This window comes from Streptomyces xingningensis (genome assembly GCF_054957865.1).
The window spans coordinates 1-26,085 of record NZ_JBDJPF010000037.1 but is presented as its reverse complement, the minus strand read 5'-3'; the positions used below and the strand labels follow the sequence as shown (position 1 = coordinate 26,085).

Here is a 26,085-nt window from a genome sequence, read left to right as displayed (position 1 = left end):
TCTCGCGAGGTGGTGCGGGTGTGGCGAACGGTCATGTCTCTTGCTCCTCTGACGACTCTGACGACGGGGTGGGGTGGCCGCGACGGACGAGGGTCGGCGCGTGCGCAGGGTCCCCGCGGCCGTGGACCGAGGCCCGGGTCAGCGCGGGGAAGGCGTGGGCCAGCAGGGCGAGCGCCGGCAGGGCGCAGGCCGCCAGGGACAGGGCGGCCGGGCCGTGGGCGTCGGCCACCGCGCCGACCGGCCAGGCCAGGGCGCCGCAGCCGGGCAGCCGGGCGGCGAGCAGCGCACCCAGCGGCACGGCCTCGGCCGCGGCGGCGGCGAGGGTGGCGGTGGCGGCGGGCCGGGCCAGCCCGTGCGCGGCGAGCAGCCGGGCGAGGAAGAGCAGGCAGCCGAGCGCCGCCCCGGCCGCGTAGCCGGGGCCGGCCGAGAAGGTGCCGCCGGTGCGCAGGGCCGAGCGCCCGGACCACAGGAACGCCAGCAGTACGCCGAGGAACAGGGCGAGGGCCACCAGCAGCACGGGCCGCACCCGGGCGTGGAACTCGGCGAGCGAGCGGCTCTCGGCGAGCACCGCCCGGGCCCGCGCGGCGAACCAGTGCGCGCACCAGGCGGCCGGTGCCACAACACAGGCCAGCGCCAGGGCGGTTGGCGCGGCGGCGGCGGCCAGCGCACGGGCGCCGACGCCCTGGTGGTGCAGCAGCGCGAGCAGCACCCGGTCGCCGGCCAGGCCGTAGCCGAGCAGCCAGAGCCAGGCGAGCGTCCCGGTCACCCCCCAGCCGCTGCCGCCGGGCCGTACCGCGCACCGGCCGCCCCCCCGCCACACCGGCCGCGGCAGGACGCCGGGCCGGTCCCCGCCCGGCGCGGTCTCGCCCGCCACCCGGGCGTGCAACTCCTCCGCCAGGGAGAACACATCGCGGTGCCGGTACTCGGCAGCCACCCGGTCGGTGATGCCGCGGGCCTCCAGTCCGGCGGCGATCTCCAGTGGGTCCACCGCGTCGGCGCACAGGGCGTGGTGATGGCGCATCAGCGTCTTCACCGGGTCGGCCGGGCCCGCGGCCGGGGCGTCGGTGGCTATGCCCGCGGCCGCCGGAGCACTGCCGGCGCGGGGGGCCGATACGGAAGGGGTCATCGGCGGCCGGCCCAGGTGGGTGCGGTGGCGCGGGGGGACCAGGAGAGCGCGGTACGGGACCGGGCGGACTCGGCGAACGGGGCGGCCGCCCGGCCGCCCTCGCCCGGGTCGTGCCGGACCGGGGCGCGGGAGAGGATCTCCAGGTAGATGCCGCCGAAGGCGGCGATGTTCTGCTCCACGGTGAAGAGTTCGAGGGCGCGGGCCCGCGCGGCGGCGCCCAGGCGGGCCCTGCGCTCGGGGTCGCGGAGCAGCGAGAGGCAGGCATCGGCGAGGGCGCCCGGGTCGCGTGGGGGCACCAACAGCCCGGTGCCGCCGATGACTTCGCGCACCGCCCCGGCGTCGGGCGACACCGTGGCCCGGCCGCAGAACATCGCCTCGGCCAGGGCCGCCGGGAAGCCGTCCGGGGCGCCGGAGAGGACCACCACGCTGCCCGTCGCATAGTCCTCCGGGCCGCGGGCGGCGGCATGCGAGACGCCCTCGATGGCGGGTCTGTCCTCGGGCGGTGCGCCGATGACCCTGAGCCGTACGCCGGGTTCGGCCGCCCGCAGCGCGGTGAAGGCCTGCCACAACCAGGGTTCGGTCCGGCCGCCGACCGCCAGCAGGGTGAGCTCCCCGGCGTCGGCCCCGGCCCCCTCGGCGCCGGCCTCCCCCACCGCCTCGTAGAGGCCGGCGTCCATGCCGGGGTGGACGGTGCGCAGCCGGACGCGCTCCGCGCCGCACCGCTCCTGCCACCGTCTGACCTGCGCGTCCCCCGGGGTGATCAGCGCGGCCCGGGCGTAGACCTCGGCGGTCAGCCGGCGATGGAAGGCGGACAGCAGGGTGCGGACGGCCGGGGAGAGCCCGGCCGGACCGGAGAGGTAGTACTCACGCAGGTGTACGCGGTACTCGGTGACCAGGAGGGGGGTACCGAAGAAGCGTTGGGCCAGCAGTCCCGGGAGGGCGGCCGGGCCGGCCGAGGTGGCATGGCACAAGTCCACCCGGGCCAGCCCGAGATCGCCGTCCGCGGCCCCGTACCAGTCCTGGGACAGCGGCCGCAGCGCCCGCTCCAGGAGGCCGGTGACAACCAGCAGGTCGGCGACCCGGGCGCCGTAGGCGGCGGGGTGCGAGCCCGGTGCCCGGCAGGCCTCCTCCAGGGTGCGCAGGGCCTGTTCGGAGCGGAGCGCGGCGGCCAGGCCGCCCTCGTCGCGGGCGAGGTCCGCGAGCCCGTAGAGGCCTTCGGCGAAACGGTACGCCTCATCGTCCGGTGCGGTGATCGCGGCGGCCAGCTCGCCGAAGTGCCCGGCGAACCGGCGCCGTTCGCGCCGCCCGTGGCAGCCGTGGGCGCGCCCGGTGCCGCCCGGCGCCGGGCCGCCCCACAGCGGAGCCGCCCGCACCCGGCGGACGTTGCCCGGGAGCGCATGCCAACCGCCGTCCTCCTGGCGGGCGGTGCGGCTCAGCGCATAGACCTCGAACTCGTGCCGACCGAGCCCCCGGACCAGCCGGTCGCACCACTCCCCGCCCTCGCCTGCGGCATACGGGTAACCACCCTCGGTCAGCAGTCCCACGCGCACGAGCGCACCCCCGATTCTCCTCCGTGAGCCCCGTCGGCATCCACGCGATGCGGACGTACGGCAGCCGGGAGCACGCTATGGGGGCGTCCCGGTGGCGCGGCGGACGGTTGTCCGTCGCGCCACCAGAAGGGGTGAACGGGCGTGACCTTCCTGCTTTCCGGGCGTTAACGGCCTTCGGCACCGGGGGTGCGAGGAGAACGGGGCCGCTACTCCCCCGGGAACGGCCAGGGGTTGGGGCGGCAGGTGACCCCGTCCGTCGTCAGGAACTTGGTCTGCTGCATCATCACCGGCGCCGGCGCCCCCGCCTTGGGGCAGGTCTCATGATCGTGCCCCAGCCGGTGCCCGACCTCATGGTTGATCAGCATCTGCCGGTACGCATGCATCTTGTCCCCATAGGTCGACGACCCCTGGGCCCACCGATAGGCATTGATCATGACCCGGTCGGTTGCCGCCGAGTCACAGGAGACATTGTCCTGAGTGGTGTCCAGCCCGGACTGCGCGCACCACTTGGCCGTGGTGGCCGGACTGGCCAGGGTCACCACAAAATCGGCACGGCCGGACGAGACGCGCTCGAATGCGCGAGTGCCGCCATGCCCCCAACTGCGGTCGTCGTTGAGCGTTCTGTGCACGGCCTCCGCGAAGAGCGCGCCATCGAGCGGAAGTTTCTTCTCCACGTCAATGCGGTAACGCAGAACTTCACCCTTACCGGGGGCTTTGTCGTGGCCGCCCACGGTCTCGAAGTCGCCGGACCCCGCCGCCTGCGCAGCCAGCGGGTACTTCCTGGCCATCTTCTGTTCGTAGGTCGCCGGGACCGCGGCGCCGCCATTGGGCGTGGGACGGCTGTCGGAGCGGGAGGCGGCCCCGGGGCCGCGCCGGTCGTCGGTGTCCGCCGAGCGCGCCTGTGCCTTGCCCTCCGTGCCGTCCTCGACCTGGCCCGCCACCACGACGGCCAGCACGGCCGTCACCACGGCCGCGGCCACCCCGGTCACCGCCCGCGCCACCGGGCTGCCGCCGGCCCGGTGGGCGCCGCCGGTCTCGGCGCGCCGGGCGCCGCCCGTCTCACGCCGCGGCACCGGCACCGGCACCCGCGCCGGAGCGGCCTGTCCGCGCTGTGGGCCGATCACGGCCCAGCCCGCGGCCGTCTCCGGCCGGCCCGACTGGCCCGGGCGGCCGCCCGGCTGCGACGACCATGCGGCCTCCTCGACGGCGGGTTCGGGTCCGGCCTGGGGGGCGCGTGCGCTGTGTTTACCCACGGGGCGGGGCGCTCCGTTCAGACGTCGTGGCGGTGTCCGCAAGGAGTTCACGGAAGGCGCGAGCCACCGCGTCCGGGTCCTCCAGCATCGCGACATGGCCCGCCTCCAACAGCACCACCAGCCGCGATGCGCGGAACGCGGCGCTCGCGCGGCGGGCGGTGCGGAAGGAGACAAGCTGGTCGCGTGTTCCGTACACCAGCAGGGTAGGGGCAAGTACGCGCTCGGCCTGACGCCACAGCGAATGCTGTCCACCGACGGTGTAGGCATCGACCAGACCGCGTGTCGCGCGGGCCATGACGTCCCAGAAGTACGGCAGTGCCAGCCGCCGCTCATATTCCGCGGCCGCCGCGGCGAACTTCTCCGGCGTCACCCGCCCGGGGTCGCCGTAACAGAGCGCCAGCAGCTCATGGGTGCGCTGCTCGGGCGTCCAGTCCTTGGTCAGCCGCGCGAAGAGCGGCCCGGCACCCGGCACCGCCAGCAGCGCGGTGGGCATCGCCGTGCGCTGCAGCCGCAGCTCGGGCAGGGCGGGCGAGACCAGCGTGAGCGTGCTGACCAGGTCCGGCCGGACCGCCGCGACCCGGGTGACGATCGCGCCCCCCATGGAGTTGCCGAACAGGTGCACGGGCCCGCGCCCGCTCGCATCGAGGTAGCGGATGACCACCCGCGCATATGCCGTGATGGAGCAGTCACCGTCGTCCGGCGGCGGCGCGTCGCCGAAGCCCGGCAGGTCGATGGCCTCACCGTCGACCTCGTCCGCCAGCGCCGCCATGAGTTCCGACCAGTTCTGCGAGGAACCGCCGAGGCCGTGCACAAAGAGCGCGGGCGGCAGCCCCCGCCGCACGGGCGGCCGGCAGCGCACCGCCACGGTGACCCCCGGCAGGACCACCGTGCGCCGCTCCTCCCCCTCGTCGAGCTGCGAAGAATGCAGAGGGGAAGCCACGGTCAGGGCGCGGCGGCCCAACGACTCGGTTTCGGACATGCGGCAATGTTACGAGACGATCACGCCCGAAACTGCTGTGGCGGCGGTCACAGATCGTCTGGCGGTGCGGAGCCCCGTCTCCTACGCTCGTAAGCGGGAGCACCCGCCAGAGGGGAAGTGCCGCATGCCTGTCGATCCGACCGACCCGGACACCTTCGAGGACGCTGCCGAGGCCACGGAGTTCGACGTCGAGGCCGACGCGGCCGACGCGGCGGAGCAGCACGCGGATGTGTCGCCCCACCACGACGACCCGCCGACCGCCACGGACCCGGACTCCGCGAACGAGGCGGACCGCGCGGAGCAGGCCCGGGTCGTGGAGCTGGACGAGGACGATTACCGGTGATTCCCGGCGCCCGGGGTGACCTGGGGTGACGCATGGGAATTGGCGGGTGGTTGTGGGCTTCCCACAGCGTCCGACAGGTGAAATTCTCCCCTCCGACCACGCGACGCGCGGTTACCCGAAAGTACGATGGCGGGCGCGGTGCACACCCGGGGCACCGCCCGGCGACAGCCGGGGGAGCACGCAACGATCATGGGAGGCGGCGTGACAGCCATCGAGCAGACCGAGGCGCGCCCGCGAGGCACGCGCCTGCCGCGCCGAGCCCGACGCAATCAGCTCCTGGGCGCGGCCCAGGAGGTCTTCGTTGCCCAGGGGTACCACGCGGCCGCGATGGACGACATCGCCGAGCGCGCGGGCGTCAGCAAGCCCGTTCTGTACCAGCACTTCCCCGGCAAGCTGGACCTGTACCTGGCCCTCCTGGACCAGCACTGCGACAACCTGCTGCACGCGGTGCGCACCGCGTTGGCGTCGACTTCCGACAACAAGCAGCGGGTGGCGGCCACCATGGACGCCTACTTCGCCTATGTGGAGGACGAGGGCGGCGCCTTCCGCCTGGTCTTCGAGTCCGACCTCACCAATGAACCCGCCGTGCGCGAGCGCGTCGACCGGGTCTCGCTGGCCTGCGCCGAGGCGATCAGCGAGGTCATCGCCGAGGACACCGGGCTGGCGAAGGAGGAGGCGATGCTGCTGGCCGTGGGCCTCGGCGGGGTCTCCCAGGTGGTGGCCCGCTACTGGCTCTCCAGCGAGAGCTCGGTCCCGCGCGCCCGGGCGGTCCAGCTGATCACCTCGCTGGCCTGGCGCGGCCTCGCGGGCTTCCCCAAGAACGCCCCCGAGCACTGACCCACGGCAGCACCGCCGGCGCCGCGTGTTCGCTGCGAGCGTGCGGGAGCCCGGTCCGGCCCGCCCGTCCACCGGGCTAATGTGTGAAACGTACGGCGCGGCCGACCCGCGCACCCCTCCCCTGGGCTACGCCATGGGGGACCGCACACCTTCGGAGGGACAGTAGCCGTGGAGGTCAAGATCGGCGTGCAGCAGGCGCCTCGCGAGATCGTTCTGGACAGCGGGCAGACTGCCGAGGAGGTCGAGCGTGCGGTCAGCGCCGCGCTCGAGGGCAAGGCGGCGCTGCTCAGCCTGACGGACGACCACGGCCGCAAGGTCCTGGTCCCGGCCGACAAGCTGGCGTATGTGGAAATCGGCCAGCCGACGACCCGCAAGGTCGGCTTCAGCACGATCTGAGAGCACGATCTGAGCACGCGTCTTCGGACACCAACGACGGGGCCCGGGTGAGGAATTCACCGGGCCCCGCCGTTGTCATACGCGGCAGCGGCACCAGGGTTGCCCAGCAGGGTCAAGGGGTAAGACCGCCACGACCGAATTGCACCCGCTTCTCGGCCACCGCACGGGAGGGACTCCACCATGATCCTCTGGGAAGCGCTCGGGTCGGTCCTCATCGGCCTCGCCGTCTCCTACGGAGCACTGCGCTGGCTGCCCGCGCGCTTCGGCCGGTTCCACTCCCGGGCGCTGGCACTGTCGACCGGACCGGTCGCCGGTCTCTTCGGCGCCCTGCTGACACACTCGGTGCTCGGCCCGGGCCATGCGATCGCCACCCTGGTGGCATCCCTCGGCGTGGCCAGCACACTGCTCTCGCTGCTGCTGCGCCCGACGGCCGTCCCGCCCCGCCGGTCAGCGACGGCCTGAGACGCGCCCGCCGAGGGGCCGGTCGGTGGCCGGATCGCCACGGTCACGCCGCCAGGCCGAGCGCGGCCATCCGCTTGGTGTGCGCCTCGGTGATCCTGGAGAACATCTTTCCGACCTCCGCGAGGTCGAAGCCGTCGGCCACCCCGCCCACCAGCATGGTGGACAGCGCGTCCCGGTCGGCGACCACCCGCTGCGCCTGCGAGAGCGCCTCGCCCATCAGCCGCCGGGCCCACAGCGCGAGCCGCCCGCCGACCCTCGGCTCGGCCTCGATCGCGGCCCGCACCTTCTCGACCGCGAACGTCGTATGGCCGGTGTCACCGAGCACGGTCAGCACCAGGGCCCGGGTGTCGGAGTCCAGCCGGGCCGCGACCTCCCGGTAGAAGTCGCTGGCGATCGAGTCGCCCACATACGCCTTGACCAGGCCCTCCAGCCAGTCCGACGGCGCCGTCTGGCGGTGGAACTCGTCCAGTGCCGCGGCGAACGGCTCCATCGCTCCGGTCGGCTGCACATCGATGGCCGCCAGCCGGTCGCGCAGCCGCTCGAAGTGGCCCAGCTCGGTGGCGGCCATCTTGGCCAGGGCGGCCTTGTCGTCCAGCGTCGGCGCGAGCTTGGCGTCCTCGGCGAGCCGCTCGAAGGCGGCCAGTTCGCCATAGGCGAGGGCGCCGAGCAGGTCCACGACGGCGGCCCGGTACTGCGGGTCGGCGGAGGCCTGGGCCCAGTCCTGGGCGGCGATTCCGGTGTGGGCTTCGGTAGGCGCGGTGGCCTTGTCGGGCGTCTCCATGCAGCGAACGATAGCCCGCCCGATCCTGGGCGGAAGTGCCTGGTCAGCCACTCATCGACGGATCCGATCACAGACGGTCCGGACACAGGTGCGGCTTTCCGGGGTACAGTGCTAGTTGGCCAGCCGAGTATTCGGCCGGCCGTCCTCATGCCGGTTCTTTCGGGAGACAGTCCCCGGAGCGCCAGCGGATGCCCGGTCGGTGGCCCGATCGGCTTCCACAAAACCGACCGCCCTCCGCGCGGCGCGTACCAGACGTACGCGCGCCAGGAGGGATCCGCTCGCGGCACGTGTGCTCGCGCGAAGGCAGTGGTCCCGCGCCATCCGGCCCCCTGGCCGGCCGAGTACTCCGGCGCGGTACGTACGGACTCCTCGTACGACCCCTTTCGCCGCCTCGCGCCGCGTCTCACAGAAGAGGCAAACCCCTGAAAACGCAGACTGCATCCACTTTCCGAGATCTCGGGATCCTTCCCGAGACCGCCGAAGCCCTCGAGACCGTCGGCATCGTCAACCCCTTCCCCATCCAGGAGATGACGCTCCCGGTCGCCCTCTCCGGCTCCGATGTCATCGGCCAGGCGAAGACCGGCACGGGCAAGACCCTGGGCTTCGGCCTGCCGCTGCTGGAGCGCGTGGTGGTCCCCGCCGACGTCGAGGCGGGCCGGGCCAGGCCCGGGGAACTGACCGACGCCCCGCAGGCACTGGTGGTCGTCCCCACCCGTGAGCTGTGCCAGCAGGTCACCAACGACCTCCTCACCGCCGGCAAGGTCCGCAATGTGCGGGTCCAGGCGATCTACGGCGGCCGGGCCTACGAACCCCAGGTCGAGGCGCTCAAGAAGGGCGTCGACGTGATCGTCGGCACCCCCGGCCGGCTGCTGGACCTGGCCGGCCAGAAGAAGCTCAGCCTGGCGCACATCAAGGCGCTGGTGCTGGACGAGGCCGACGAGATGCTCGACCTGGGCTTCCTGCCCGATGTCGAGCGCATCATCACCATGCTCCCGGCCACCCGCCAGACCATGCTCTTCTCGGCGACCATGCCCGGCGCGGTCATCTCCCTCGCGCGGCGCTACATGTCCCAGCCGACGCACATCCGTGCCACCGCGCCGGACGACGAGGGCGTCACCCAGGCCAACATCGACCAGTACGTCTTCCGCGCCCACTCCATGGACAAGCCGGAGATGGTCGCCCGCATCCTCCAGGCCGAGGGCCGCGGCCTGGCGATGATCTTCTGCCGGACGAAGCGGACCGCGGCGGACATCGCCGACCAGCTCGCCCGCCGCGGCTTCGCCTCCGGCGCCGTCCACGGCGACCTCGGCCAGGGCGCGCGCGAGCAGGCGCTGCGAGCCTTCCGCAATGGCAAGGTGGACGTCCTCGTCTGCACGGATGTCGCCGCGCGCGGCATCGACGTCGACAATGTCACGCACGTCATCAACTACCAGTCCCCCGAGGAGGAGAAGACCTACCTGCACCGCATCGGCCGCACCGGCCGCGCGGGCAAGTCGGGTACGGCCGTCACCCTGGTCGATTGGGACGACATCCCGCGCTGGAAGCTCATCAACAAGGCGCTCGAGCTCCCCCACGACGAGCCGGAGGAGACCTACTCCACGTCTCCCCACCTGTACGAGCTGCTGAGCATCCCGGCCGGCACCAAGGGCATCCTGCCGCGCGCCGAGCGGACCCGTGCCGGGCTCGCCGCCGAGGAGATCGAGGACCTCGGCGAGACGGGCGGCCGGGGCCGCGGCCGCGGCCCGAAGGAGGCCGCGGAGGAGCGCCCCGCGCGCACCCGCACCCCGCGCCAGCGCCGCCGCACCCGCTCGGGCGCGCCGCTGACCGCCCCGACGGACACGGACACGCCTACGGCACCCGCCGCCACGGCCCCAGAAACCCCGGCCCGCCCGCGGCGCCGCCGCCGCACGCGCGGCAGCGGCTCCTCGGCGGTCGCCGCGGTCGCCGCGGAGGCGGCGGTGACTCCGGTGGCCGCCGTTGCTCCGGAAGCGGCGGTGGCTCCGGTCGCCACGGAGGAGCCGGAGGCTCCGGCCAAGCCGCGCCGCCGCCGTACCCGCGGCGCAGCGACGCGGCCGGAGGCCGCTGTCGCCGCCGTCCCGGCGCAGGCGCCTGCGGCGGAGGCAGCGGTCACCGAGGCCGAGACCGTCGAGGCCGTGGCAGTTGCCGAGGTGGCTGAGGTGGCCGAGGCCGTGGAGGCGAAGCCGAAGCGCACCCGCACGGCCAGGAAAGCCACAGCCGCGGTCGACACCGCCGAGGCCAAGCCCAAGCGCACCCGCACCACAAAGGCAGCCGCTCCGGCGGCAGTTGACGAGGCGGAGGCGAAGCCGAAACGCACCCGCACGGTGAAGAAGACCGCAGCCGCGGTCGACACCGCCGAGGCCAAGCCCAAGCGGACCCGCACCGTGAAGGCGGCGGTGACCGAGGCCGAAGCCACCCCGGAGGCCGTGGAGGCGAAGCCGAAGCGCACCCGCACGGTGAAGAAGGCCGCAGCCGCGGTCGACACCGCCGAGGCGAAGCCCAAGCGCACCCGCACGGCCAAGAAGGCCGTGGCAGCCGTCGACACCGCCCAGGCCTGAGGCCGGGTCAGGCCCTTGAGCGCCGGGCGGGCCACATCGGTAGCCCGCCCGGCGCTCGCGGGTCCGGCGGCAATCGGACGCCGGGATCGGCCGCCGGTTAGCCTCGGGAGATGAGCAGGCCACCCTTTCTCACTTTGCCCCCGCGCGCACGCGCGTATCACCTGGCCACCGAGCGCGGAGAGTTCGCCGTGCACGACGCGCGGCCCGGCTCCCCGCCGCGCGGAACCGTGCTGCTGGTCCCCGGGTTCACCGGCAGCAAGGAGGACTTCATCGCATTGCTCGAGCCGCTTGGCGCGGCCGGCTACCGGGCCGTCGCCGTGGACGGCCGGGGTCAGTACGAGAGCCCGGGCCCACGCGATGAAGCAGCCTACGCACAGGAGCAGTTGGCCCTGGATGTACGGGCGCAGGCCGCGGCCCTCGGCGGGGAGGTGCACCTGCTGGGGCACTCGCTGGGCGGCCTGATCGGCCGGGCGGCGGTGCTCGGCGACCCGGCGCCGTTCCGCTCGCTCACCGTGATGAGCAGCGGCCGGGCCGCGCTCTCCGAGTCCCAACGGGCCCGTACCCGGCTGCTGATCGACGCCCTGGCGCGGCCGCGAACGGACATGGAGAGCGTCTGGCAACAGATGCGGCGGCTGGACGCCGAGAACGGCACGGACCCGGCCGGTTCCCCCGAGCTCGAGGACTTTCTGCACCGGCGCTGGCTGGCCACGGTGCCCGAGCAACTCATCGTCACCGGGCGCCAGTTGACGGTCGAGCCGGATCGCGTCGGGGAGCTGGCCCGGGTGCCGCTGCCGGTGCATGTCGTCTCGGGTGCGGAGGACCACGCCTGGCCGGTGCCGGAGCTCGACGCCATGGCGAAGGAGCTGTCCGCGGTGCGTACCGTGATCGAGGGCGCCGGTCACTCCCCGGGTGCCGAGCGCCCGGCCGCCACCGCCCGGGCGCTGCTGGGCTTCTGGGACGAGCTCAGCCGCCGGAGTCGACGGTCACGGTGAAGAGCCCGCCCTCGGCGTCGCACAGGGTGGCCTCATGGCCCACCCTGGACCGGCGGGGTTCGGCCGCCAGCCGGCCGCCGGCCGCGAGGGCGGCCTCGACGGCCTTCTCGACGTCGTCGACGCGGAAGTAGACGTGCCAGCGGGGCCGGACCCGTGGGTCGGGCGCGGCCTCGACACCGCCGCCGCGCAGACAGGCCACGGTGTGGCCGCCCACCCGCACCATCACGGCGTTGTCCTCGTAGGCGACGTCGGTCTCCTGGGTGTCCCAGCCGAAGACCGCGCCATAGAACTGGGCGGCGTCGAAGCAGTCCCGGGTGCGCAGCTCCAGCCAGGCGGGGGCGGCACCGCTGCCGATGGTCCAGCCGCGCAGGACCCGGCCCTCCCAGAAGCCGAAGACCGCACCGTCCGGGTCGGAGGCCAGCACCGCGCGGCCCTGGCCGAAGGCGAGCGGCCCCACGGCGACGGTGCCGCCGCGCTCGCGCACCCGGGCCGCGACCGCGTCGGCGTCGTCGACGGCGAAGTAGGCGGTCCAGGAGACGGCCACTCCCATGGACCGTGCGACATTGCCGATCCCGGCGACGGGTTTGCCGTCGTGGACCGCCACCGAGAAGTCCTCGCCCAGCGAGCCTGGTCGGAAGGTCCAGCCCAGCACCGCACCGTAGAAGTCCTGCGCCGCGGTGAGGTCACCGGTCAGCAGGCTCACCCAGCAGGGCGTGCCGGGCCCCGCGCGGTCGGAAGCCGACATGGCCGATCGCCTCGTTTCTCTTGTGTGGTTCTCGGGAGAGGGCGGAGGTCGTGCGCACCCGGGCTCGACCACCCGTAGCCAGGGTTCCACTCGCTCCCCGTGCGCGCATTCCGGCGCGCCCGCACCGTGTCAGTACTGCATCCGCAGGTGGTCCCAGAACCCGTCCCGCAGCGCCCGGCGCAGATCCGCGTGCCCCCGCAGCGAGAGCCCCAGCAGCGCCTCTGCCTCGACCAGCAGCTCCTGGTCGATGGTGCCCGGCAGATAGGGGTGCCCGGGCAGCAGTTCGGCGAGCGAGGCGCGCCCGCGCGAACCGAGCCACTGCGCCGCCACCTGGGCGCCCACAAATCGCACATCGTCGCGGGAGGGGGCGGGGCCGCGGTGGGCGGACGCCTCGCCGAAGGGCTCGTAGGCCGTGCGGCGCGTCACATAGGGCTTGCAGAAGTCGAGGTCGAAGGTGCGCTGGCTGTCGACCTCCCACAGCAGCGGCTCGGCCTGGTTGCGCCCGCCGACGGCCTCGATGCCCCAGAGGTGGACCCGGGCGCCATAGCCCTGTGCCGCCTCGACGGCCGAGACGAGATCCTCGTCGCCGCCGATGAGCACCGCGTCGCTGATGGCGCGGTGCCGGGCGAGCGACTCGAGGTCGGTGCGGATGAGGGAGTCGACGCCTTTCTGTTGGTTGTTGGCGTTGAGGTTGCCGAGCCTGACCTTGACGTCGGGGAGCTCGGCGATGCTCTGTTGCTCGGCGGTGTGGATGCGGCGGCGGGCGCCGTCGTACCAGTAGACGCGCAGCAGCCTGCTGTCGGGGAAGATCATGCGGGCCTTGTCGATAAAGGCCTCGATCAGCCCCTCGGCGTCGAGTTCAAAGGCCCGCCGGTCCTCGGTGCCGGCGACCAGGCGGCCCGCCGCGGCGTACACATAGCCCGCGTCCACGAAGACCGCATGGGTGGAGGGGGTGGTCGCGACCTCGGCGAGCACCCGGGTGAGCAGTTCATTGGTGCGCTCGATGCCTGCGGCGACGGCGCCGAGGTCCGGTGGGGCCGGGTTCAGTTCAGTCATGTGGCGGTCGATTCAGTCGAGTCATCGGAGAGTCATTAGTCACGTTAAAAATTTCCTTAGCGTAGGGAATGTTTGTAGTGACCACCTCGTTGGACACGTATGGAACGCGCTGCACCGAAGCAGCGCGCGTCACTGTTCATGCAGTTCTCCTCAGGAGGATCAGACGAAGGGAGAAGCCTTGCGCTTCGAAATCATGCGCCTGGACGACATCGACGGCGCCGCCGTCGACAGCACCGTCGTGGACGCCGCCTCCGTCAACCGGATCGTGCAGCAGGCCGCTTCAATAGGCCAACGCATCTATATCCGCCCGGCCGACACCGGGACGCGCTGAATCACCGCCGCTCGCTCAAACGCGGGACGCCCCCGTACGAATTGATCCGTACGGGGGCGTCCCGCGTTCGAAGCGTCTCACTGTTTGGTGACGACCTGGGTGATGCCGTTGATGATCTGCTGCACGGCGAGCGCGGAGAGCATCATGCCCGCGAGCCGGGTCACCAGCACCACACCGCCGTCCTTGATGACCCGGATGATCAGCAGCGAGTAGCGCATCACCAGCCACAGGACCACATGCATGGCGGCGATCGCCACCCACACCGACACCTGCGCGGCAGCCGAGTCCGCGCGCTGCACCGCGAGGATGACCGAGACGATCGCCCCGGGCCCGGCCAGCAGCGGCATGCCCAGCGGCACCAGCGCGACATTGACGTCCTTGGTCTGCTTGGGCTCCTCCGACTTGCCCGTCAGCAGGTCCAGCGCGATGAGCAGCAACAGCAGTCCGCCGGCGATCATCAGAGCGGGGGTGGTGATGTGCAGATAGTCGAGGATCTGCCGGCCGCAGATGCCGAAGACGGTGATCACGCCGAAGGCGACGGCCGCCGCCTGCCAGGCCATGCGCCGCTGAACCTTGGCCGGACGGCCCGAGCTGAGGGCGAGGAAGATCGGCGTGATGCCGGGGGGATCCATGATCACAAAAAGGGTGAGGAAGAGGGATCCGAAGACAGCGAAGTCGAACACAGTGGTGCCTTGCGAGTGGTGCCGAGCGGGGGGACAAGAGGTGTGCGGGTCAATGCGCACGGCGCACAGGCGCGTACGGGCCTATGGACGTTGTGACGCACGCCCGTAGGTGCCTCGTGCTCCGTGGTGAGCGCCGGGGTCAGCCGCCGGCGCCCGGAACGGGGAACGCGCCCGTCGCCCGGCGCGTGATCTCGCCGTAGATTTCCGGGTCGGTGGTGAACTCGCCGAGCTCGCAGGTCTTGTGACTGCCGTGGTAGTCGCTGGAACCGGTGGTCAGCAGGGAGAGGTCGGCGGCGAGGCCGCGCAGCCGGGCGCGGGCGGGCGCGTCATGGTCCATGTGGTCCACTTCGACGCCGTCCAGACCGGCCGCGGCCAGCTCGGCTATCGCGCTCTCGGGAACGCACCAGCCGCGCTTGGCCGCCATCGGGTGGGCGAGCACGGTCACTCCCCCGGCGGCCTTGACCAGGCGGACCGCCGCAAAGGGGTCGAGCTCGTGCTTGTCGACATACGCCCGGCCGTGGTTGCCCAGCCAGTCGGGGGTGAAGGCGTCCGAGACGCTGTCGATGACTCCCAGCTCGACCATGGCCGCGGCCACATGCGGCCGCCCGACGGCGCCGCCGGCGGCCAGCTCCGCCACCCGCTCCCAGGTGATGGGCACGCCGAGCTCCCGGAGCCTGGCGACCATGCCCCGGGCGCGCGGCTCACGGCCGTCGCGCACCAGCTCGCGCTCCCGGGCGAACTCCGGCTCGGCGGGATCGAAGAGGTAGGCGAGCATATGCACGCCGACGCCGCCCAGGCGGCAGGAGAGTTCAGCCCCGGTGACCAGGGTGAGACCGGCGGGCAGCGCCGCGATGGCCTCGGCATGACCGCCGACGCCGTCGTGATCGGTCAGCGCGAGCACGTCCAGCCCGGCCGCGGCCGCCTTGCGGACCAGCTCGGCGGGGGTGTCCGTACCGTCCGAGGCCGTGGAGTGGGTGTGCAGATCGATGCGCACGACTCAGACCTCCCGGCGATGACAAGGAGCACGGACGGAACCGGATGCGGGACGGAACCGAGTGCGGACAGAACGGACCGGTTCAGGATAACCGCCGGCAAGGGGGTGTCCGATGGGTCAGGGTGCCAGGATGCGCGGCGACAGCGCCCCGCACGGCACCAGATCCACCTCGGCGCCCGCGTCGCGCAGATCCGTGAGCACCAGCTCGCCGTACATCAGCAGGGCCGAGGTCTCCGGCCAGACGATGGCCCACAGCCACAGCCCGCGCGCCTCGCCCGCGAAGACGGCCCGGTCGCCGGGCGCACCCTCGACATGCCAGAGGTGGGTGGGGCGGCCCGCCGCGAAGACCTTGGCGTGCGGGGCGCGGTCGACGCTCAGATAGGGGCCTGGGTCCGGTCCGTCGATGCCCGCGTAGCGGGCCCCCAGCCCGACACCCAGCTCCTCGGCGACCAGCAGCAGCTCACCGGGGCCGCCGAACGGGCCCGGACCCGAGCAGGCCACCGCGGTGGCGCGGCCGCCGCTGCGGTCGTCGCCCGCACAGACCACGCCGGTGAACAGCCAGCCGACCGGCAGCGGCCAGGGCATCCACACCGGGACCCTGGCCCGGTTGACGACGACGGCCAGCGCCTCGACGCTCGGCGGGACGACCGGCTGCAGGGGATGCACCGTGCCATGCACCGCGCACTGCCAGGAGTCGGCGAAGAGACCGGGCGCTCGCACCCGGCCACCGCACTTCGGGCAACTGGGTTCGCCCCTCATAGGGTCCAACGGTCCTCCCAGGCCGCCGTCGCGTCAAGGACGATCACCCGTCCGGAGCCCGCCTCCAGGTCCTACCCCAGCGGAACGCCCGCGCGCAGTGGATCACGCAGATCGGTGCCGTACCGCAGCCAGCGCTCCTCGAGCGCGGCCGCGCCCTGCACCCGCTTCCACGCCGCCTCGTTCGGGGTCATCGGCAGCAGCGGCAGAAAGCGGACCGGGTCCAGTGCCCCGTCCAGCTCCAGATCCTCGACCAGTCCGCCGGACTCGGCGACCAGCACCGCGGTGAAGGGCGCGCCCGGCCACAGCGGACCGCCGGTGTCCAGCGAAGCCCCCGGCGCCACCACCACGCCCTCCACCTGCGGCGACGCGGCAAGCACGGCCAGCGGGCGGAGCACCTGGTCGGTGTCCGCCCGGCCCGGGCGGACGGAGAGGATCAACTCGGCACGCGGACCGCGGAGCGGATCGGCGAGCATCGAGGCCGGGTCGGCCATCGGCTGGGCGGACATGCCGAGGGTGGCGTAGCGGACGACGTCCTCATCACCGGAGGCGGGAAAGCGGAGGACCTCGATGCGGTCCGCACCCAGGAAGGTCACCGCCGCGCGGGCGTCCGGTTCGCCGAGCGCGGTGCGCAACCTGGCCTCGGCCAGGACGAGAACGTCTGACATGGGGCCGAGCATAGAACGTGTATCGAACGGGCAAAGGCGGGGATCGGCACTCCGCACGGCTGCTAGCCTTGGCCCCTGATCAGGGAGTTACGTCCGTCCCTCAACGGGACCGGCCGGAGGAGGTGGGGCTGCGGTGGATCCTAGTCGACCGTGCAGTACCGACGGTTCTCCCGTCCTCCCGCTCCGGACGCGCGTCCGGTGAGCTGAGGTCTTCCCCGGGAAGTCCCCTCGCTCCCGCGGCACTTGACGGGAGAGCGCCGTCCGCTCGCCCCTCCTGCACGCCATCTGCGAAGTTCTCGGCGTTCTCAGCGTTTCCAGCATCCTCAGCGTTTCCAGCGAATTTGCCGCCAGTGCCATCCCACGCATGGCGCGAAGCGCCGCCCGCTTTGCGGACGTACGCCCTCCTCCGGGCATCACGTCCACGTTCCCGGCAGCGTTGTGCCCATGCCCCGGGCTGCCGGGCGGCCCGTGAATGGAGCCAGCCTTGTCGATGATCCGCGACCTCCGTGCCGCCGTCCGCCCCGCGCTGCGCCGGGCCGACTCGCCGTACCCGTACGAGGCCGGCTGCGACACCTCCCACAGCAGCGCCATCGTCGACTGTGCCGTCTACCGCGACGGCAAGCGGGCGAGCGCGCACTGCAGCCCGGCCGAGGCGATGCGCAGGGTGCGGGCGGAGGGCGGCTTCGCCTGGATCGGGCTGCACGAGCCGACCGAGCAGGAATTCGCCGGTATCGCCGCGGAGTTCGGACTGCACCCACTGGCCGTGGAGGACGCGGTACACGCGCACCAGCGGCCCAAGCTGGAGCGGTACGACGACACGCTGTTCACGGTCTTCAAGACCATCCACTATGTCGAGCACACCGAACTCACCGCCACCAGCGAGGTGGTGGAGGCCGGTGAGGTGATGTGCTTCACCGGCGAGGACTTCATCATCACCGTCCGGCACGGCGGCCACGGCTCGCTGCGCACCCTGCGGCTGCGGCTGCAGGACGACCCCCAGCTGCTCGCCAAGGGTCCCTCCGCGGTGCTGCACGCGATCGCCGACCAGGTGGTCGACGGCTACATAGCGGTCGCCGATGCGGTGCAGGACGACATCGACGAGGTCGAGATCGATGTCTTCTCGCTGCCGGGGAAGGGCATCTCGCGGGGCGGTGACACGGGCCGCATCTACCAGCTCAAGCGTGAGGTGCTGGAGTTCAAGCGGGCCGTCACCCCGCTGATGCGGCCGCTGCAGCTGCTCAGCGAGCGGCCGATGGGACTGGTGGACCCGGACATCCAGAAGTACTTCCGGAATGTCGCCGACCACCTGGCGCGGGTGCACGAGCAGGTGGTCGCCTTCGACGACCTGCTCAACTCGATCCTCCAGGCCAACCTGGCCCAGGCGTCCTTCGCGCAGAACGAGGACATGCGCAAGATCACCTCATGGGCGGCGATCTTCGCGGTGCCGACGATGATCGCCGGAATCTACGGCATGAACTTCAAGTACATGCCGGAACTCGGCTGGAAGTACGGCTACCCGGCCGTCATGCTCCTCACCGTCGGGATCTGTGTGACGATCCACCGCGGCTTCAAGCGGAACGGGTGGCTATAGCGGCGGTGCCCCGGTTCGCGTACGGGCATCGTTCACCGGTCGAGCGCATGCATCTGCATTGCCCTGTGTCACCGAGCCCTAGAGTTGGCGCATGACGCTGACCCGGGCACTGATCGAAGAGGCCGCCAAGAAGTCCGGCCTCATCTGGGTGCAGGGACCCGCCGGACCTGCCCGGGCCCTGTGGCACGTCTGGCACGAGGGCGCCGCCCACCTCATCGGCGGCCCCGGCGAACAGCCGCTGGACGACCTCGGCCTCACCGACGGCGGCACCGCGACCGTGACCGTGCGCAGCAAGGACAAGGGCGGCCGGATCGTCACCTGGACGGCCAGGGTCGGCGAGCTGACGGCGGGCGGCGAGGCCTGGACCGGCGCCGTCGCCGAGCTGAAGGGCAAGCGGCTCAACGCGGTGGACGCGGAGGGCATCGAGGAGCGGTGGGCGCGCGACTGCCGCCTGCTGCGACTGGAGCCCACGGGCGACACGGCGCCCCTCCCGGACGGCTCGCTGTCGTCCGTGCCCCTGGCCACGCCCGCCACCACCCGCGGGCCCGTCCCGGCGGCCCTGCCGAAGCTGCTGCGCGGGCGGCGCCGGAAGCAGCGGCGACAGCCGGGCACCCCCTAGTGCCGCGTCAGCCCCCGGCAGGGATCCGCTTCCCGTAGTCCACCAGCTGCCGCTTCGCCGGGACGGCCAGCGCGAAGTCCTTGCCCCAGTCGCCCAGTTCCAGCTGACCGGCCCGGCCGGCCCGCTGGACGCGCAGCGGATACGGCGTCCCGTCGAGGGAGACGTCGAGGGTGCCGCCGGTGCCCTTGTCGTCACCGCCGTTGACCCGGATCGAGCGGACGCCGCCGAGGGTCCGGTGCTCGCCCCGGGACAGCTTGCCGGGCAGGCCGAGCAGCCCGTCCAGCAGGACGTCCTTGTCGGTGAAACCCCTCAGCTGCCGGTAGGAGGGGTCCCCCGACGGCACCTTCACATATTTGCCGCCGAGCTTGTCGGCGGCGGCGGTGCCCCGGCCCTTCGAGGTGCCGTCCGCACGTGACCAGAAGGCCGGATTCGCCTTCAGGAACAGATCGTCGCCGACCCTCAGCAGTTCGAACGCGACGGTGTCGGAGGAGACCCGGCCGGTGCCGCCGGCCTTCTTGAGCCGCATGTCGATCCGGTAGGTCCGGCCCTGGCTGATGACGCTGCCCGACAGATGGACCGCGTCCGCCGCACGGGCGGCCGCGCGCGCCTTGTCCTGGATCGCCGCCGGCCGGAGCCTGCCGACGCCATTGGTCCCCGCGTCGGGGTCCTCGCCGCCACCGCCACAGGCCGTGAGCACCGTGGACAGCCCCACGCACAGGGCCACCACCTGGGCCGCGTTACGGGTTCGCACCTCTGCTCATGCCTCCTGCTCGCCGGTGGAGTACGGCAGCGTACTCGCGCCACCGCGGGGCGGCCCCGGGCGCGTCCATACCCGGACTCCGCCGGAGCGGAGCGGAACCAGCCACGCTAGCCTGAACCGGACATCACAACACCGCGGACGGCCCGAGGAGGTGCCACGGCATGGCGGCGAACGCCAGGGTGTTTGTATCCCACCTCTCCGGTGTGGCCGTCTTCGACCCCAACGGCGACCGGGTCGGCCGGGTCCGCGACGTGGTGGCGATGCTGCGGGTCGGCGCCCGGCCGCCGCGCGTCCTGGGACTGGTCGTCGAGGTCGCCGGCCGACGGCTGGTCTTCCTCCCCATGACCCGGGTGACCGGTGTGGAATCCGGCCAGGTCATCATCACCGGCGTGATCAACATGCGGCGCTTCGAACAGCGCGCCACCGAGACGCTGGTGCTGGGCGAGCTGCTCGACCGCCGGGTGCGGCTGGTCGACACCGAGGACGAGGTCGCCGAGGTCACGGTCCTCGATGTGTCGATCACCCAGCTCACCGCCCGCCGCGACTGGGCGATCGACAAGGTCTTCGTACGGCGCGGCAAGGGCGGGACGCTGCGCCGCAAGGGAGAGACGCTGACCGTCGAGTGGTCGGCGGTCACCGGCTTCTCCCTCGAGGAGCACGGCCAGGGCGCGGCCAACCTGCTGGCGACCTTCGAACAGCTGCGCCCCGCCGACCTCGCCAATGTGCTCCACCACCTCTCCCCCAAGCGGCGGGCCGAGGTGGCGGCGGCCCTGGACGACGCCCGCCTCGCGGACGTCCTGGAGGAACTGCCGGAGGACGACCAGATCGAGATCCTCGGCAAGCTCCAGGAGGAACGCGCCGCCGACGTCCTGGAGGCCATGGACCCCGATGACGCCGCCGACCTGCTCTCCGAACTCCCGGAGGCGGACAAGGAACGGCTGCTGACGCTGATGGAGCCCGGCGACGCGGCGGATGTGCGGCGGCTGATGGCCTATGAAGAGCGCACCGCGGGCGGCCTGATGACCACCGAACCGATCGTGCTGCGCCCGGACGCCACCATCGCCGACGCCCTGGCGCGCGTCCGCAACCCGGACCTCTCCCCCGCGCTCGCCGCCCAGGTGTACGTCTGCCGCCCGCCGGACGAGACGCCCACCGGCAAGTACCTGGGCATCGTGCACTTCCAGCGGCTGCTGCGCGACCCGCCGTTCGTACTGGTCGGCGCGGTCGTCGACACCGACCTGCGCCCGCTGGCACCGGACACCCCGCTGCCCGCCGTCACCAGCTACCTCGCCACCTACAACCTGGTCGCCGCGCCGGTGGTGGACGCGAGCGGCTCGCTGCTGGGCGCGGTCACCGTGGACGACGTCCTGGACCACCTGCTCCCCGACGACTGGCGGGAGACCGAACTGCACGACCACGCCCTGGGGATGAACAATTGAGACCGCCGATGGGCGCCGACCGCAGACGCGACCACGAGCGGCGCGGCGAGCCCGGCAAGCACCGTGATCTGCCGACGGAGTGGACCACCGCGCCGCCGTCCCAGCGGGCCCGGCTGGACCAGCCCAAGGCGCGCCGGCGCCGCCTGCTGCCGGAGTACGACCCGGAGGCCTTCGGGCGGATGTCCGAGGAGATCGCCCGGTTCCTGGGCACCGGCCGCTTCATCGTCTGGATGTCCGTCGTCATCGTGCTGTGGGTGGTGTGGAACACCACCGCACCCGGATTTCTGCGGTTCGACCAGTACCCGTTCATCTTCCTGACCCTGGTGCTGTCCCTCCAGGCCTCCTACGCGGCCCCGCTGATCCTGCTGGCCCAGAACCGGCAGGACGAGCGGGACCGGGTCAACCTGGAGCAGGACCGCGAGCAGAACGAGCGGTCCATCGCGGACACCGAATACCTCACCCGGGAGATCGCCGCGTTGCGCATGGGGCTCGGTGAGGTCGCGACGAGGGACTGGATCCGCTCGGAGTTCCAGGAGCTGATGAAGGAGATGGAGCAGCGGCGGATATTCCCCTCCGAGAGTGAGGAACGCGACCGCTGACAACCCTTTCCGGGAGGTCGGTGATGCCCCGTACCATCGGGGCATGGCTACCGACACCCCTGTCTCCGTCCCCGCCGAAGAGGCGGTGCGCACCGCACTCGCAACGGTCGACGACCCCGAGATCCACCGGCCGATCACCGAGCTGGGGATGGTCAAATCCGTTGACATCGCGGCGGACGGCACGGTCGCGGTGGTGGTCTATCTGACGGTGTCCGGCTGCCCCATGCGAGAGACGATCACCGCCAATGTGCGCGATGCCGTCGCGGGCGTCGAGGGTGTCACGGCTGTCACCGTCGAGCTGGAGGTGATGAGCGACGAGCAGCGGCGCGAGCTGGCCGCCTCGCTGCGCGGCGGCGTGGCCGAGCGCGAGGTGCCGTTCGCCAAGCCCGGTTCGCTGACCCGGGTCTATGCCGTGGCCTCCGGCAAGGGCGGCGTCGGCAAGTCCTCGGTGACCGTCAACCTCGCCGCGGCGCTGGCGGCGGACGGCCTGAAGGTCGGCGTGGTGGACGCGGACATCTACGGCCACTCGGTGCCGCGGATGCTGGGTGCCGACGGCCGGCCGACCCAGGTGGAGAACATGATCATGCCGCCGTCGGCGAACGGCGTGAAGGTCATCTCGATCGGCATGTTCACCCCGGGCAACGCCCCGGTGGTGTGGCGCGGCCCCATGCTGCACCGGGCGCTCCAGCAGTTCCTCGCCGACGTCTACTGGGGCGACCTGGACGTCCTGCTGCTGGACCTGCCGCCGGGCACCGGCGACATCGCCATCTCGGTGGCCCAGTTGGTGCCCAATGCCGAGATCCTGGTGGTGACGACGCCTCAGCAGGCCGCCGCCGAGGTCGCCGAGCGGGCCGGCTCGATCGCCGTGCAGACCCACCAGAAGATCGTCGGCGTGGTGGAGAACATGTCCGGGCTGCCCTGCCCGCACTGCGACGAAATGGTCGATGTGTTTGGCACCGGCGGCGGCCAGACGGTCGCCGACGGGCTGACCCGGACCACGGGCGCCACCGTGCCGGTCCTGGGCTCGATCCCGATCGATGTGCGGCTGCGCGAGGGCGGCGACGACGGCAGGCCGGTGGTGCTGACCGACCCGGAGTCGCCCGCGGGCAGCGCGCTGCGCGCCATCGCGGGCAAGCTGGGCGGCCGGCAGCGCGGGCTGTCCGGCATGTCGCTCGGCATCACTCCGCGCAACAAGTTCTGACGGACCGCGGGCTCAGGGCACAGCCGGCGGATCAGCACAGCCGGTGGATCAGCACAGGCTGGGTCAGCCCAGGCCCTGACAGCCGTAGTCCGCAATGTCCTTGATCACCGAGAAGCCCATGCCATAGGCGCTCATGCCCCGCCCGTAGGCCCCCACGTTCACTCCCCCGGTGCCGGCACCGGCTCCACCGGAGCGGCCGTCGCCGCGCGGATCGGGGGCCGAACCGGCCAGCACCCAGCCGTAGTCGGACTCCCGGTAGCGGAAGTCCGTCGCCACCCCGTCCACCGGCAGCGAGAGGGTGGTCCAGGGGGCCTCGTCCAGGCGGTCGGCCAGCTCCCAGGCGAGGGCGGTCTGCTGGTCGAGCCAGTTCTGCCGCAGGGCCCGCTCCATCTGGGCGGGCCAGGTGTACGAGAGCAGGCCCGCCCCGGCGAGCCAGGCCGCCGAGGACACCGAGGTGGCCTCGAGCACGCCGGTGCCGTCGGCGCTGCGCCGCAGCGGGCGGCTGGCGACGGTCACCACGACCGCGAAGCGCTGGGCCCCGGAGAACTTCTCGGTCCTGGCCGCCTTGTCGGGTTTGCCCGTCCAGTCGGTGCGCAGCGTGGGCTCCGTCCCGTGTCCCGTGGAGCCGTGCTCGACGGTGCCGTCGGCGGCGGTGCCCACCTGCATCAGCCAGCGCCGTCCGGTGAACGCCTCGTCAAGGCCGTACCACGGGAAGGCGGCCTGCAGATAGCCGTCGGCCGACCGCCGGGGGCCGGGCCCGCCCTGCTGCGCTCCCGGTGCCGGGGAGGACGCCCCCGCGGCGGACGCTGTGGCCGTCATGGCCCGACTCGTGGTCTCCATCTGCGCGGTGCCTCCTCATTGCCCCGTGGTCGTGACCGTCCCGTCACGGCGGGCGACATCACCCCAAACAAAGGGAGGATAGCCACCCTCGTCAATGGGGCCCGGCAGGCGAGGCCTCAGGTGGCGTCGGAGTCGAACGGGGGGCGCTCGCCGGGCTGCAGCCGCTCGGGCTTCTTCAGCAGGTCGGGGCCGCTGCCCGAGGGGGCGGCCGGGGAGCTCTCCCGGCCGTTCACCGCATCCGTGACCTCGGCCATCTCCGCCTTGAGGTCAAAGCCGTTGCGGATTTCCTTCAGCCCGAGCTCGTCCTTGTCCAGCAACTGCTTGCGCACAAAGGTCTTGGGGTGCAGGTCCTCGAACTCGAAGTCCTTGAACTCGGGCCCCAGCTCGGAGCGGATGTCCTGCTTCGCGTTCTCGGAGAACTGCCGGATCTTGCGCAGGGTGCGCGACACATCCTGGATCATCTTCGGCAGCTTGTCCGGCCCGAAGATGAGCACGGCGAGGACGACGAGCGACACCAGCTCGAGGGGTCCTATGTCCAGCACCTGGTAGCTCCTATACGCGTGGGTGGCCCGGGCCGGGGGTTCGGGGGCTGTCCCCCGGGAAACACAGTAGGCCGCCCATCACGGTACCTGGACCCGCGGGCGCGGTGGGAGACGCCCGGGCCAACATCTGGCCAACGCCTTCGCCGGACTCGGGGTCAGCCCGCGGTGGCGGAACCCAGGGTGAGCCCCAGCGTCCGCTCCTTGCCGTCGCGCTCCACGGTCAGCGAGAGCCGGTCCCCCGGGCGGTGGCTGCGGACCTTGACGATCAGCTCCTGGCCGCTGTGGACGGGGACGTCGTCCACCTTCTTGATCACGTCCTGGGCGCGGATGCCCGCCTTGTCGGCGGGCCCGCCGGGGGTGACGGCCGCGCCGCCGGAGCTCTTGGCGTTCACCCGGGCGCCGTCACCCGAATACTCCATGTCGAGCGAGACGCCGATCACCGGATGGGTGGCCTTGCCGGTGTTGATGAGCTCCTCGGCAACGCGCCTGGCCTGGTTGATCGGTATGGCGAAACCCAGCCCTATGCTGCCGCCCTGGGCTCCGGAGGCGGAGTCACCGGTGGAGCGGATGGCGCTGTTGATGCCGATGACCCGGGCCTGGGAGTCCACCAGGGGGCCGCCGGAGTTGCCGGGATTGATCGGGGCGTCGGTCTGGAGTGCGTCGACATAGCTGATGTCGCTGCCGTCCTGCTTGTGCCCGCCCGCCGTGATGGGGCGCTCCTTGGCACTGATGATGCCCGTGGTGACCGTGCCGGCCAGGTCGAAGGGCGCGCCGATGGCGACCACGGAGTCCCCGACGCGCACCGAGTCGGAGTTCCCCAGCGCCAGCGGGGTCAGCCCGGACACCCCCGAGACCTTGACCACGGCCAGGTCGTAACCGCTGTCCCGGCCCACGACGGTGGCCTTGGCGGTCTGACCGCCGTTGAAGGTCACCGATATCGTGCCGTCCGAACCGGCCGGCTCCACGACGTGGTTGTTGGTGAGGATGTGGCCCTGTTTGTCCAGGACGAAGCCGGTGCCGGTGCCCTGGGCGCTGCCGCCGCGCACATGGATCGTCACCACGCCGGGCAGCGCGCGGGCGGCGATCCCGGCGACGCTCCCGGGTTCGCGGTCGGTCTTGTCGGCCGGTGACTGGGGCAGCGTCACATGGTGGCCGCCGACGCCGCCGTCCCGCTCCAGATAGGCGCCGATCCCGCCGCCCACCCCGCCCGCGACCAGGGCCACCAGCACGGCTCCGGCCACGATCCGGCCCCGCGTCACGCCGCCCTTCGCCGGGCCCTGCTGCGGGGGCCGCGAGGCGGCCGCCCAGGGGTCGTACTGCCAGGGCCCGCCCGGGGGTGCGACGGGTGCCGGGGGCGCCGGGCGGGGGGCGGCGGTCATCAGCGGGGGCTCCCCGGCGGGCGGGAGGTGGCCGCCCTGCGCGGGGGTGGTCATCGGTGCCGCCGGAGCCGATGGCCCGGGAGGCGCCCCCAGCTGGACCGGGGGCGCGGGCGCCCAGGGGCCGGGGTGGCCGTACGGGGGCGTGCCGTAGGGGTCGGGGGCGTGCCGGGGAGCCGGGGCGCCGCCCTGCCCCGGGACCGGGGGCGCCGCGGCGGCGGGCGCGGCCTCGGGACGGGGCGGCGGCTCGGCCGTGACTCCCGGGCCGGGCTGCCGGAGCGGCGGCTCGAGACTCCAGTCCGCCTCCTGACGGGGACGGTTCCACCAGTGCTTGGGCTCGGATCCGGAAACCGGCGCCCTGTCCTCGTCCATGCCTCTCCCCCCAACGATCGACCGGGGCCCTGCCCGGCACCGGAAGGCAGCGCCGGGGCGTGCGGCCCACCTGCGATTCAACCAGGTCCTGCGCGGCGTTTGCAGCGGCCCCGGCCTCGCCGGGTGCGGCTCAGGGGGTGTCCGATGGGTCGGCACGGGTTCCGCGGCGCCTGGCACGGCGCCTCGCCGCGTTGTCGCATCACCCTCCCCCATAGCCC

27 protein-coding genes are annotated in these 26,085 nt (G+C 72.6%); 12 read left to right on the top strand and 15 right to left on the bottom strand.

The window, feature by feature from the left end; genetic code table 11:
* Nucleotides 1–31: 31 nt before the first annotated feature.
* The 4 genes from ABCR83_RS19925 to ABCR83_RS19910 all read right to left on the bottom strand — a co-directional run bounded on the left by ABCR83_RS19925 (nucleotide 32) and on the right by ABCR83_RS19910 (nucleotide 4,908).
* A complete protein-coding gene (locus ABCR83_RS19925; RefSeq protein WP_462696434.1) occupies nucleotides 32–1,126 on the bottom strand; it encodes a hypothetical protein in 1,095 nt (364 codons plus the stop codon).
* Entirely contained in the window at nucleotides 1,123–2,670 is a 1,548-nt protein-coding gene (locus ABCR83_RS19920) for a DUF3492 domain-containing protein (protein WP_462696433.1), read from the bottom strand. The genes ABCR83_RS19925 and ABCR83_RS19920 overlap by 4 nt, the downstream gene beginning before the upstream one ends.
* Before the next feature lie 212 nt (nucleotides 2,671–2,882).
* Nucleotides 2,883–3,929, bottom strand: a complete 1,047-nt coding sequence (locus ABCR83_RS19915) for a DUF3152 domain-containing protein (protein ID WP_462696432.1) — start codon at nucleotides 3,927–3,929, stop codon at nucleotides 2,883–2,885.
* Nucleotides 3,922–4,908: an alpha/beta fold hydrolase gene (locus ABCR83_RS19910; protein ID WP_462696431.1), complete on the bottom strand. Its 987-nt coding sequence runs from the start codon at nucleotides 4,906–4,908 to the stop codon at nucleotides 3,922–3,924. Before ABCR83_RS19910 ends, ABCR83_RS19915 begins: the two co-directional genes overlap by 8 nt.
* Before the next feature lie 124 nt (nucleotides 4,909–5,032).
* Here ABCR83_RS19910 and ABCR83_RS19905 point away from each other — a divergent pair, with 124 nt between their 5' ends.
* The 4 genes from ABCR83_RS19905 (at nucleotide 5,033) to ABCR83_RS19890 (ending at nucleotide 6,946) form a co-directional block, all read left to right on the top strand.
* The gene (locus ABCR83_RS19905) at nucleotides 5,033–5,251 is read left to right on the top strand and encodes a hypothetical protein (protein ID WP_462696430.1); all 219 of its coding nucleotides are present in this window, start codon (nucleotides 5,033–5,035) and stop codon (nucleotides 5,249–5,251) included.
* Between the two features lie 201 nt (nucleotides 5,252–5,452).
* Complete coding sequence (locus ABCR83_RS19900; protein ID WP_462696429.1) at nucleotides 5,453–6,088, top strand: TetR/AcrR family transcriptional regulator; 636 nt, start codon at nucleotides 5,453–5,455, stop codon at nucleotides 6,086–6,088.
* 168 nt (nucleotides 6,089–6,256) lie between these two features.
* Nucleotides 6,257–6,484, top strand: a complete 228-nt coding sequence (locus ABCR83_RS19895; protein WP_462696428.1) for a DUF3107 domain-containing protein — start codon at nucleotides 6,257–6,259, stop codon at nucleotides 6,482–6,484.
* A gap of 180 nt (nucleotides 6,485–6,664) precedes the next feature.
* On the top strand, nucleotides 6,665–6,946 hold the full coding sequence (locus ABCR83_RS19890) for a hypothetical protein (protein WP_462696427.1): 282 nt from the start codon (nucleotides 6,665–6,667) through the stop codon (nucleotides 6,944–6,946).
* A 43-nt stretch (nucleotides 6,947–6,989) separates the two neighbouring features.
* On the opposite strand, the gene ABCR83_RS19885 is transcribed toward ABCR83_RS19890, so the two are convergent.
* Nucleotides 6,990–7,727 (bottom strand): ferritin-like fold-containing protein, encoded by a 738-nt coding sequence (locus ABCR83_RS19885; RefSeq protein ID WP_462696426.1) that lies wholly within the window; start codon nucleotides 7,725–7,727, stop codon nucleotides 6,990–6,992.
* A 527-nt stretch (nucleotides 7,728–8,254) separates the two neighbouring features.
* On the opposite strand from ABCR83_RS19885, the gene ABCR83_RS19880 reads away from it, so the two are divergent.
* Nucleotides 8,255–10,303 carry a DEAD/DEAH box helicase gene (locus ABCR83_RS19880; protein ID WP_462696425.1) on the top strand — a complete coding sequence of 683 codons (2,049 nt, stop codon included), beginning with the start codon at nucleotides 8,255–8,257 and terminating at the stop codon, nucleotides 10,301–10,303.
* Between the two features lie 110 nt (nucleotides 10,304–10,413).
* A complete protein-coding gene (locus tag ABCR83_RS19875) occupies nucleotides 10,414–11,295 on the top strand; it encodes an alpha/beta fold hydrolase (RefSeq protein ID WP_462696424.1) in 882 nt (293 codons plus the stop codon).
* Here ABCR83_RS19875 and ABCR83_RS19870 read toward each other — a convergent pair.
* Together ABCR83_RS19870 and ABCR83_RS19865 are read right to left on the bottom strand one after the other, a co-directional pair.
* Nucleotides 11,267–12,040 carry a VOC family protein gene (locus tag ABCR83_RS19870; RefSeq protein WP_462696423.1) on the bottom strand — a complete coding sequence of 258 codons (774 nt, stop codon included), beginning with the start codon at nucleotides 12,038–12,040 and terminating at the stop codon, nucleotides 11,267–11,269. The two genes, ABCR83_RS19875 and ABCR83_RS19870, sit on opposite strands and share 29 nt — an antisense overlap.
* Nucleotides 12,041–12,169: 129 nt before the next feature.
* Nucleotides 12,170–13,096, bottom strand: a complete 927-nt coding sequence (locus ABCR83_RS19865) for an NYN domain-containing protein (RefSeq protein WP_462696422.1) — start codon at nucleotides 13,094–13,096, stop codon at nucleotides 12,170–12,172.
* Between the two features lie 178 nt (nucleotides 13,097–13,274).
* On the opposite strand from ABCR83_RS19865, the gene ABCR83_RS19860 reads away from it, so the two are divergent.
* Nucleotides 13,275–13,427 (top strand): hypothetical protein, encoded by a 153-nt coding sequence (locus ABCR83_RS19860; RefSeq protein WP_462696421.1) that lies wholly within the window; start codon nucleotides 13,275–13,277, stop codon nucleotides 13,425–13,427.
* Nucleotides 13,428–13,504: 77 nt separating this feature from the next.
* Here ABCR83_RS19860 and ABCR83_RS19855 read toward each other — a convergent pair whose 3' ends face one another.
* The 4 genes from ABCR83_RS19855 to ABCR83_RS19840 all read right to left on the bottom strand — a co-directional run bounded on the left by ABCR83_RS19855 (nucleotide 13,505) and on the right by ABCR83_RS19840 (nucleotide 16,528).
* Nucleotides 13,505–14,110, bottom strand: a complete 606-nt coding sequence (locus tag ABCR83_RS19855) for a MarC family protein (RefSeq protein WP_462696420.1) — start codon at nucleotides 14,108–14,110, stop codon at nucleotides 13,505–13,507.
* Nucleotides 14,111–14,249: 139 nt separating this feature from the next.
* Nucleotides 14,250–15,104 (bottom strand): PHP domain-containing protein, encoded by an 855-nt coding sequence (locus tag ABCR83_RS19850; RefSeq protein WP_462696419.1) that lies wholly within the window; start codon nucleotides 15,102–15,104, stop codon nucleotides 14,250–14,252.
* 117 nt (nucleotides 15,105–15,221) lie between these two features.
* The gene (locus ABCR83_RS19845) at nucleotides 15,222–15,863 is read right to left on the bottom strand and encodes a DUF6758 family protein (RefSeq protein WP_462696418.1); all 642 of its coding nucleotides are present in this window, start codon (nucleotides 15,861–15,863) and stop codon (nucleotides 15,222–15,224) included.
* A gap of 71 nt (nucleotides 15,864–15,934) precedes the next feature.
* Nucleotides 15,935–16,528: a suppressor of fused domain protein gene (locus ABCR83_RS19840; protein WP_462696417.1), complete on the bottom strand. Its 594-nt coding sequence runs from the start codon at nucleotides 16,526–16,528 to the stop codon at nucleotides 15,935–15,937.
* Nucleotides 16,529–17,012: 484 nt separating this feature from the next.
* On the opposite strand from ABCR83_RS19840, the gene ABCR83_RS19835 reads away from it, so the two are divergent.
* Together ABCR83_RS19835 and ABCR83_RS19830 are read left to right on the top strand one after the other, a co-directional pair.
* Nucleotides 17,013–18,119, top strand: a complete 1,107-nt coding sequence (locus ABCR83_RS19835) for a magnesium and cobalt transport protein CorA (protein WP_462696416.1) — start codon at nucleotides 17,013–17,015, stop codon at nucleotides 18,117–18,119.
* 91 nt (nucleotides 18,120–18,210) lie between these two features.
* Entirely contained in the window at nucleotides 18,211–18,738 is a 528-nt protein-coding gene (locus tag ABCR83_RS19830) for a hypothetical protein (protein ID WP_462696415.1), read from the top strand.
* 7 nt (nucleotides 18,739–18,745) lie between these two features.
* Here the strand turns inward: ABCR83_RS19830 and ABCR83_RS19825 are convergent, their stop codons facing one another.
* Complete coding sequence (locus ABCR83_RS19825) at nucleotides 18,746–19,489, bottom strand: hypothetical protein (RefSeq protein ID WP_462696414.1); 744 nt, start codon at nucleotides 19,487–19,489, stop codon at nucleotides 18,746–18,748.
* A 170-nt stretch (nucleotides 19,490–19,659) separates the two neighbouring features.
* On the opposite strand from ABCR83_RS19825, the gene ABCR83_RS19820 reads away from it, so the two are divergent.
* Genes ABCR83_RS19820 through ABCR83_RS19810 form a run of 3 tightly spaced genes read left to right on the top strand, consistent with a single transcriptional unit; the run spans nucleotide 19,660 to nucleotide 22,737 of the window.
* A complete protein-coding gene (locus ABCR83_RS19820) occupies nucleotides 19,660–20,937 on the top strand; it encodes a magnesium transporter MgtE N-terminal domain-containing protein (RefSeq protein ID WP_462696413.1) in 1,278 nt (425 codons plus the stop codon).
* Between the two features lie 8 nt (nucleotides 20,938–20,945).
* Nucleotides 20,946–21,536 (top strand): DUF1003 domain-containing protein, encoded by a 591-nt coding sequence (locus ABCR83_RS19815; RefSeq protein ID WP_462696462.1) that lies wholly within the window; start codon nucleotides 20,946–20,948, stop codon nucleotides 21,534–21,536.
* 43 nt (nucleotides 21,537–21,579) lie between these two features.
* Entirely contained in the window at nucleotides 21,580–22,737 is a 1,158-nt protein-coding gene (locus tag ABCR83_RS19810) for an Mrp/NBP35 family ATP-binding protein (RefSeq protein ID WP_462696412.1), read from the top strand.
* A gap of 63 nt (nucleotides 22,738–22,800) precedes the next feature.
* On the opposite strand, the gene ABCR83_RS19805 is transcribed toward ABCR83_RS19810, so the two are convergent.
* From ABCR83_RS19805 to ABCR83_RS19795, 3 genes are all read right to left on the bottom strand, one after another.
* A complete protein-coding gene (locus ABCR83_RS19805) occupies nucleotides 22,801–23,577 on the bottom strand; it encodes a hypothetical protein (protein ID WP_462696411.1) in 777 nt (258 codons plus the stop codon).
* A 116-nt stretch (nucleotides 23,578–23,693) separates the two neighbouring features.
* Nucleotides 23,694–24,119 carry a sec-independent translocase gene (locus ABCR83_RS19800; RefSeq protein ID WP_462696410.1) on the bottom strand — a complete coding sequence of 142 codons (426 nt, stop codon included), beginning with the start codon at nucleotides 24,117–24,119 and terminating at the stop codon, nucleotides 23,694–23,696.
* 155 nt (nucleotides 24,120–24,274) lie between these two features.
* Complete coding sequence (locus tag ABCR83_RS19795; protein ID WP_462696409.1) at nucleotides 24,275–25,867, bottom strand: S1C family serine protease; 1,593 nt, start codon at nucleotides 25,865–25,867, stop codon at nucleotides 24,275–24,277.
* Nucleotides 25,868–26,085: the final 218 nt, after the last annotated feature.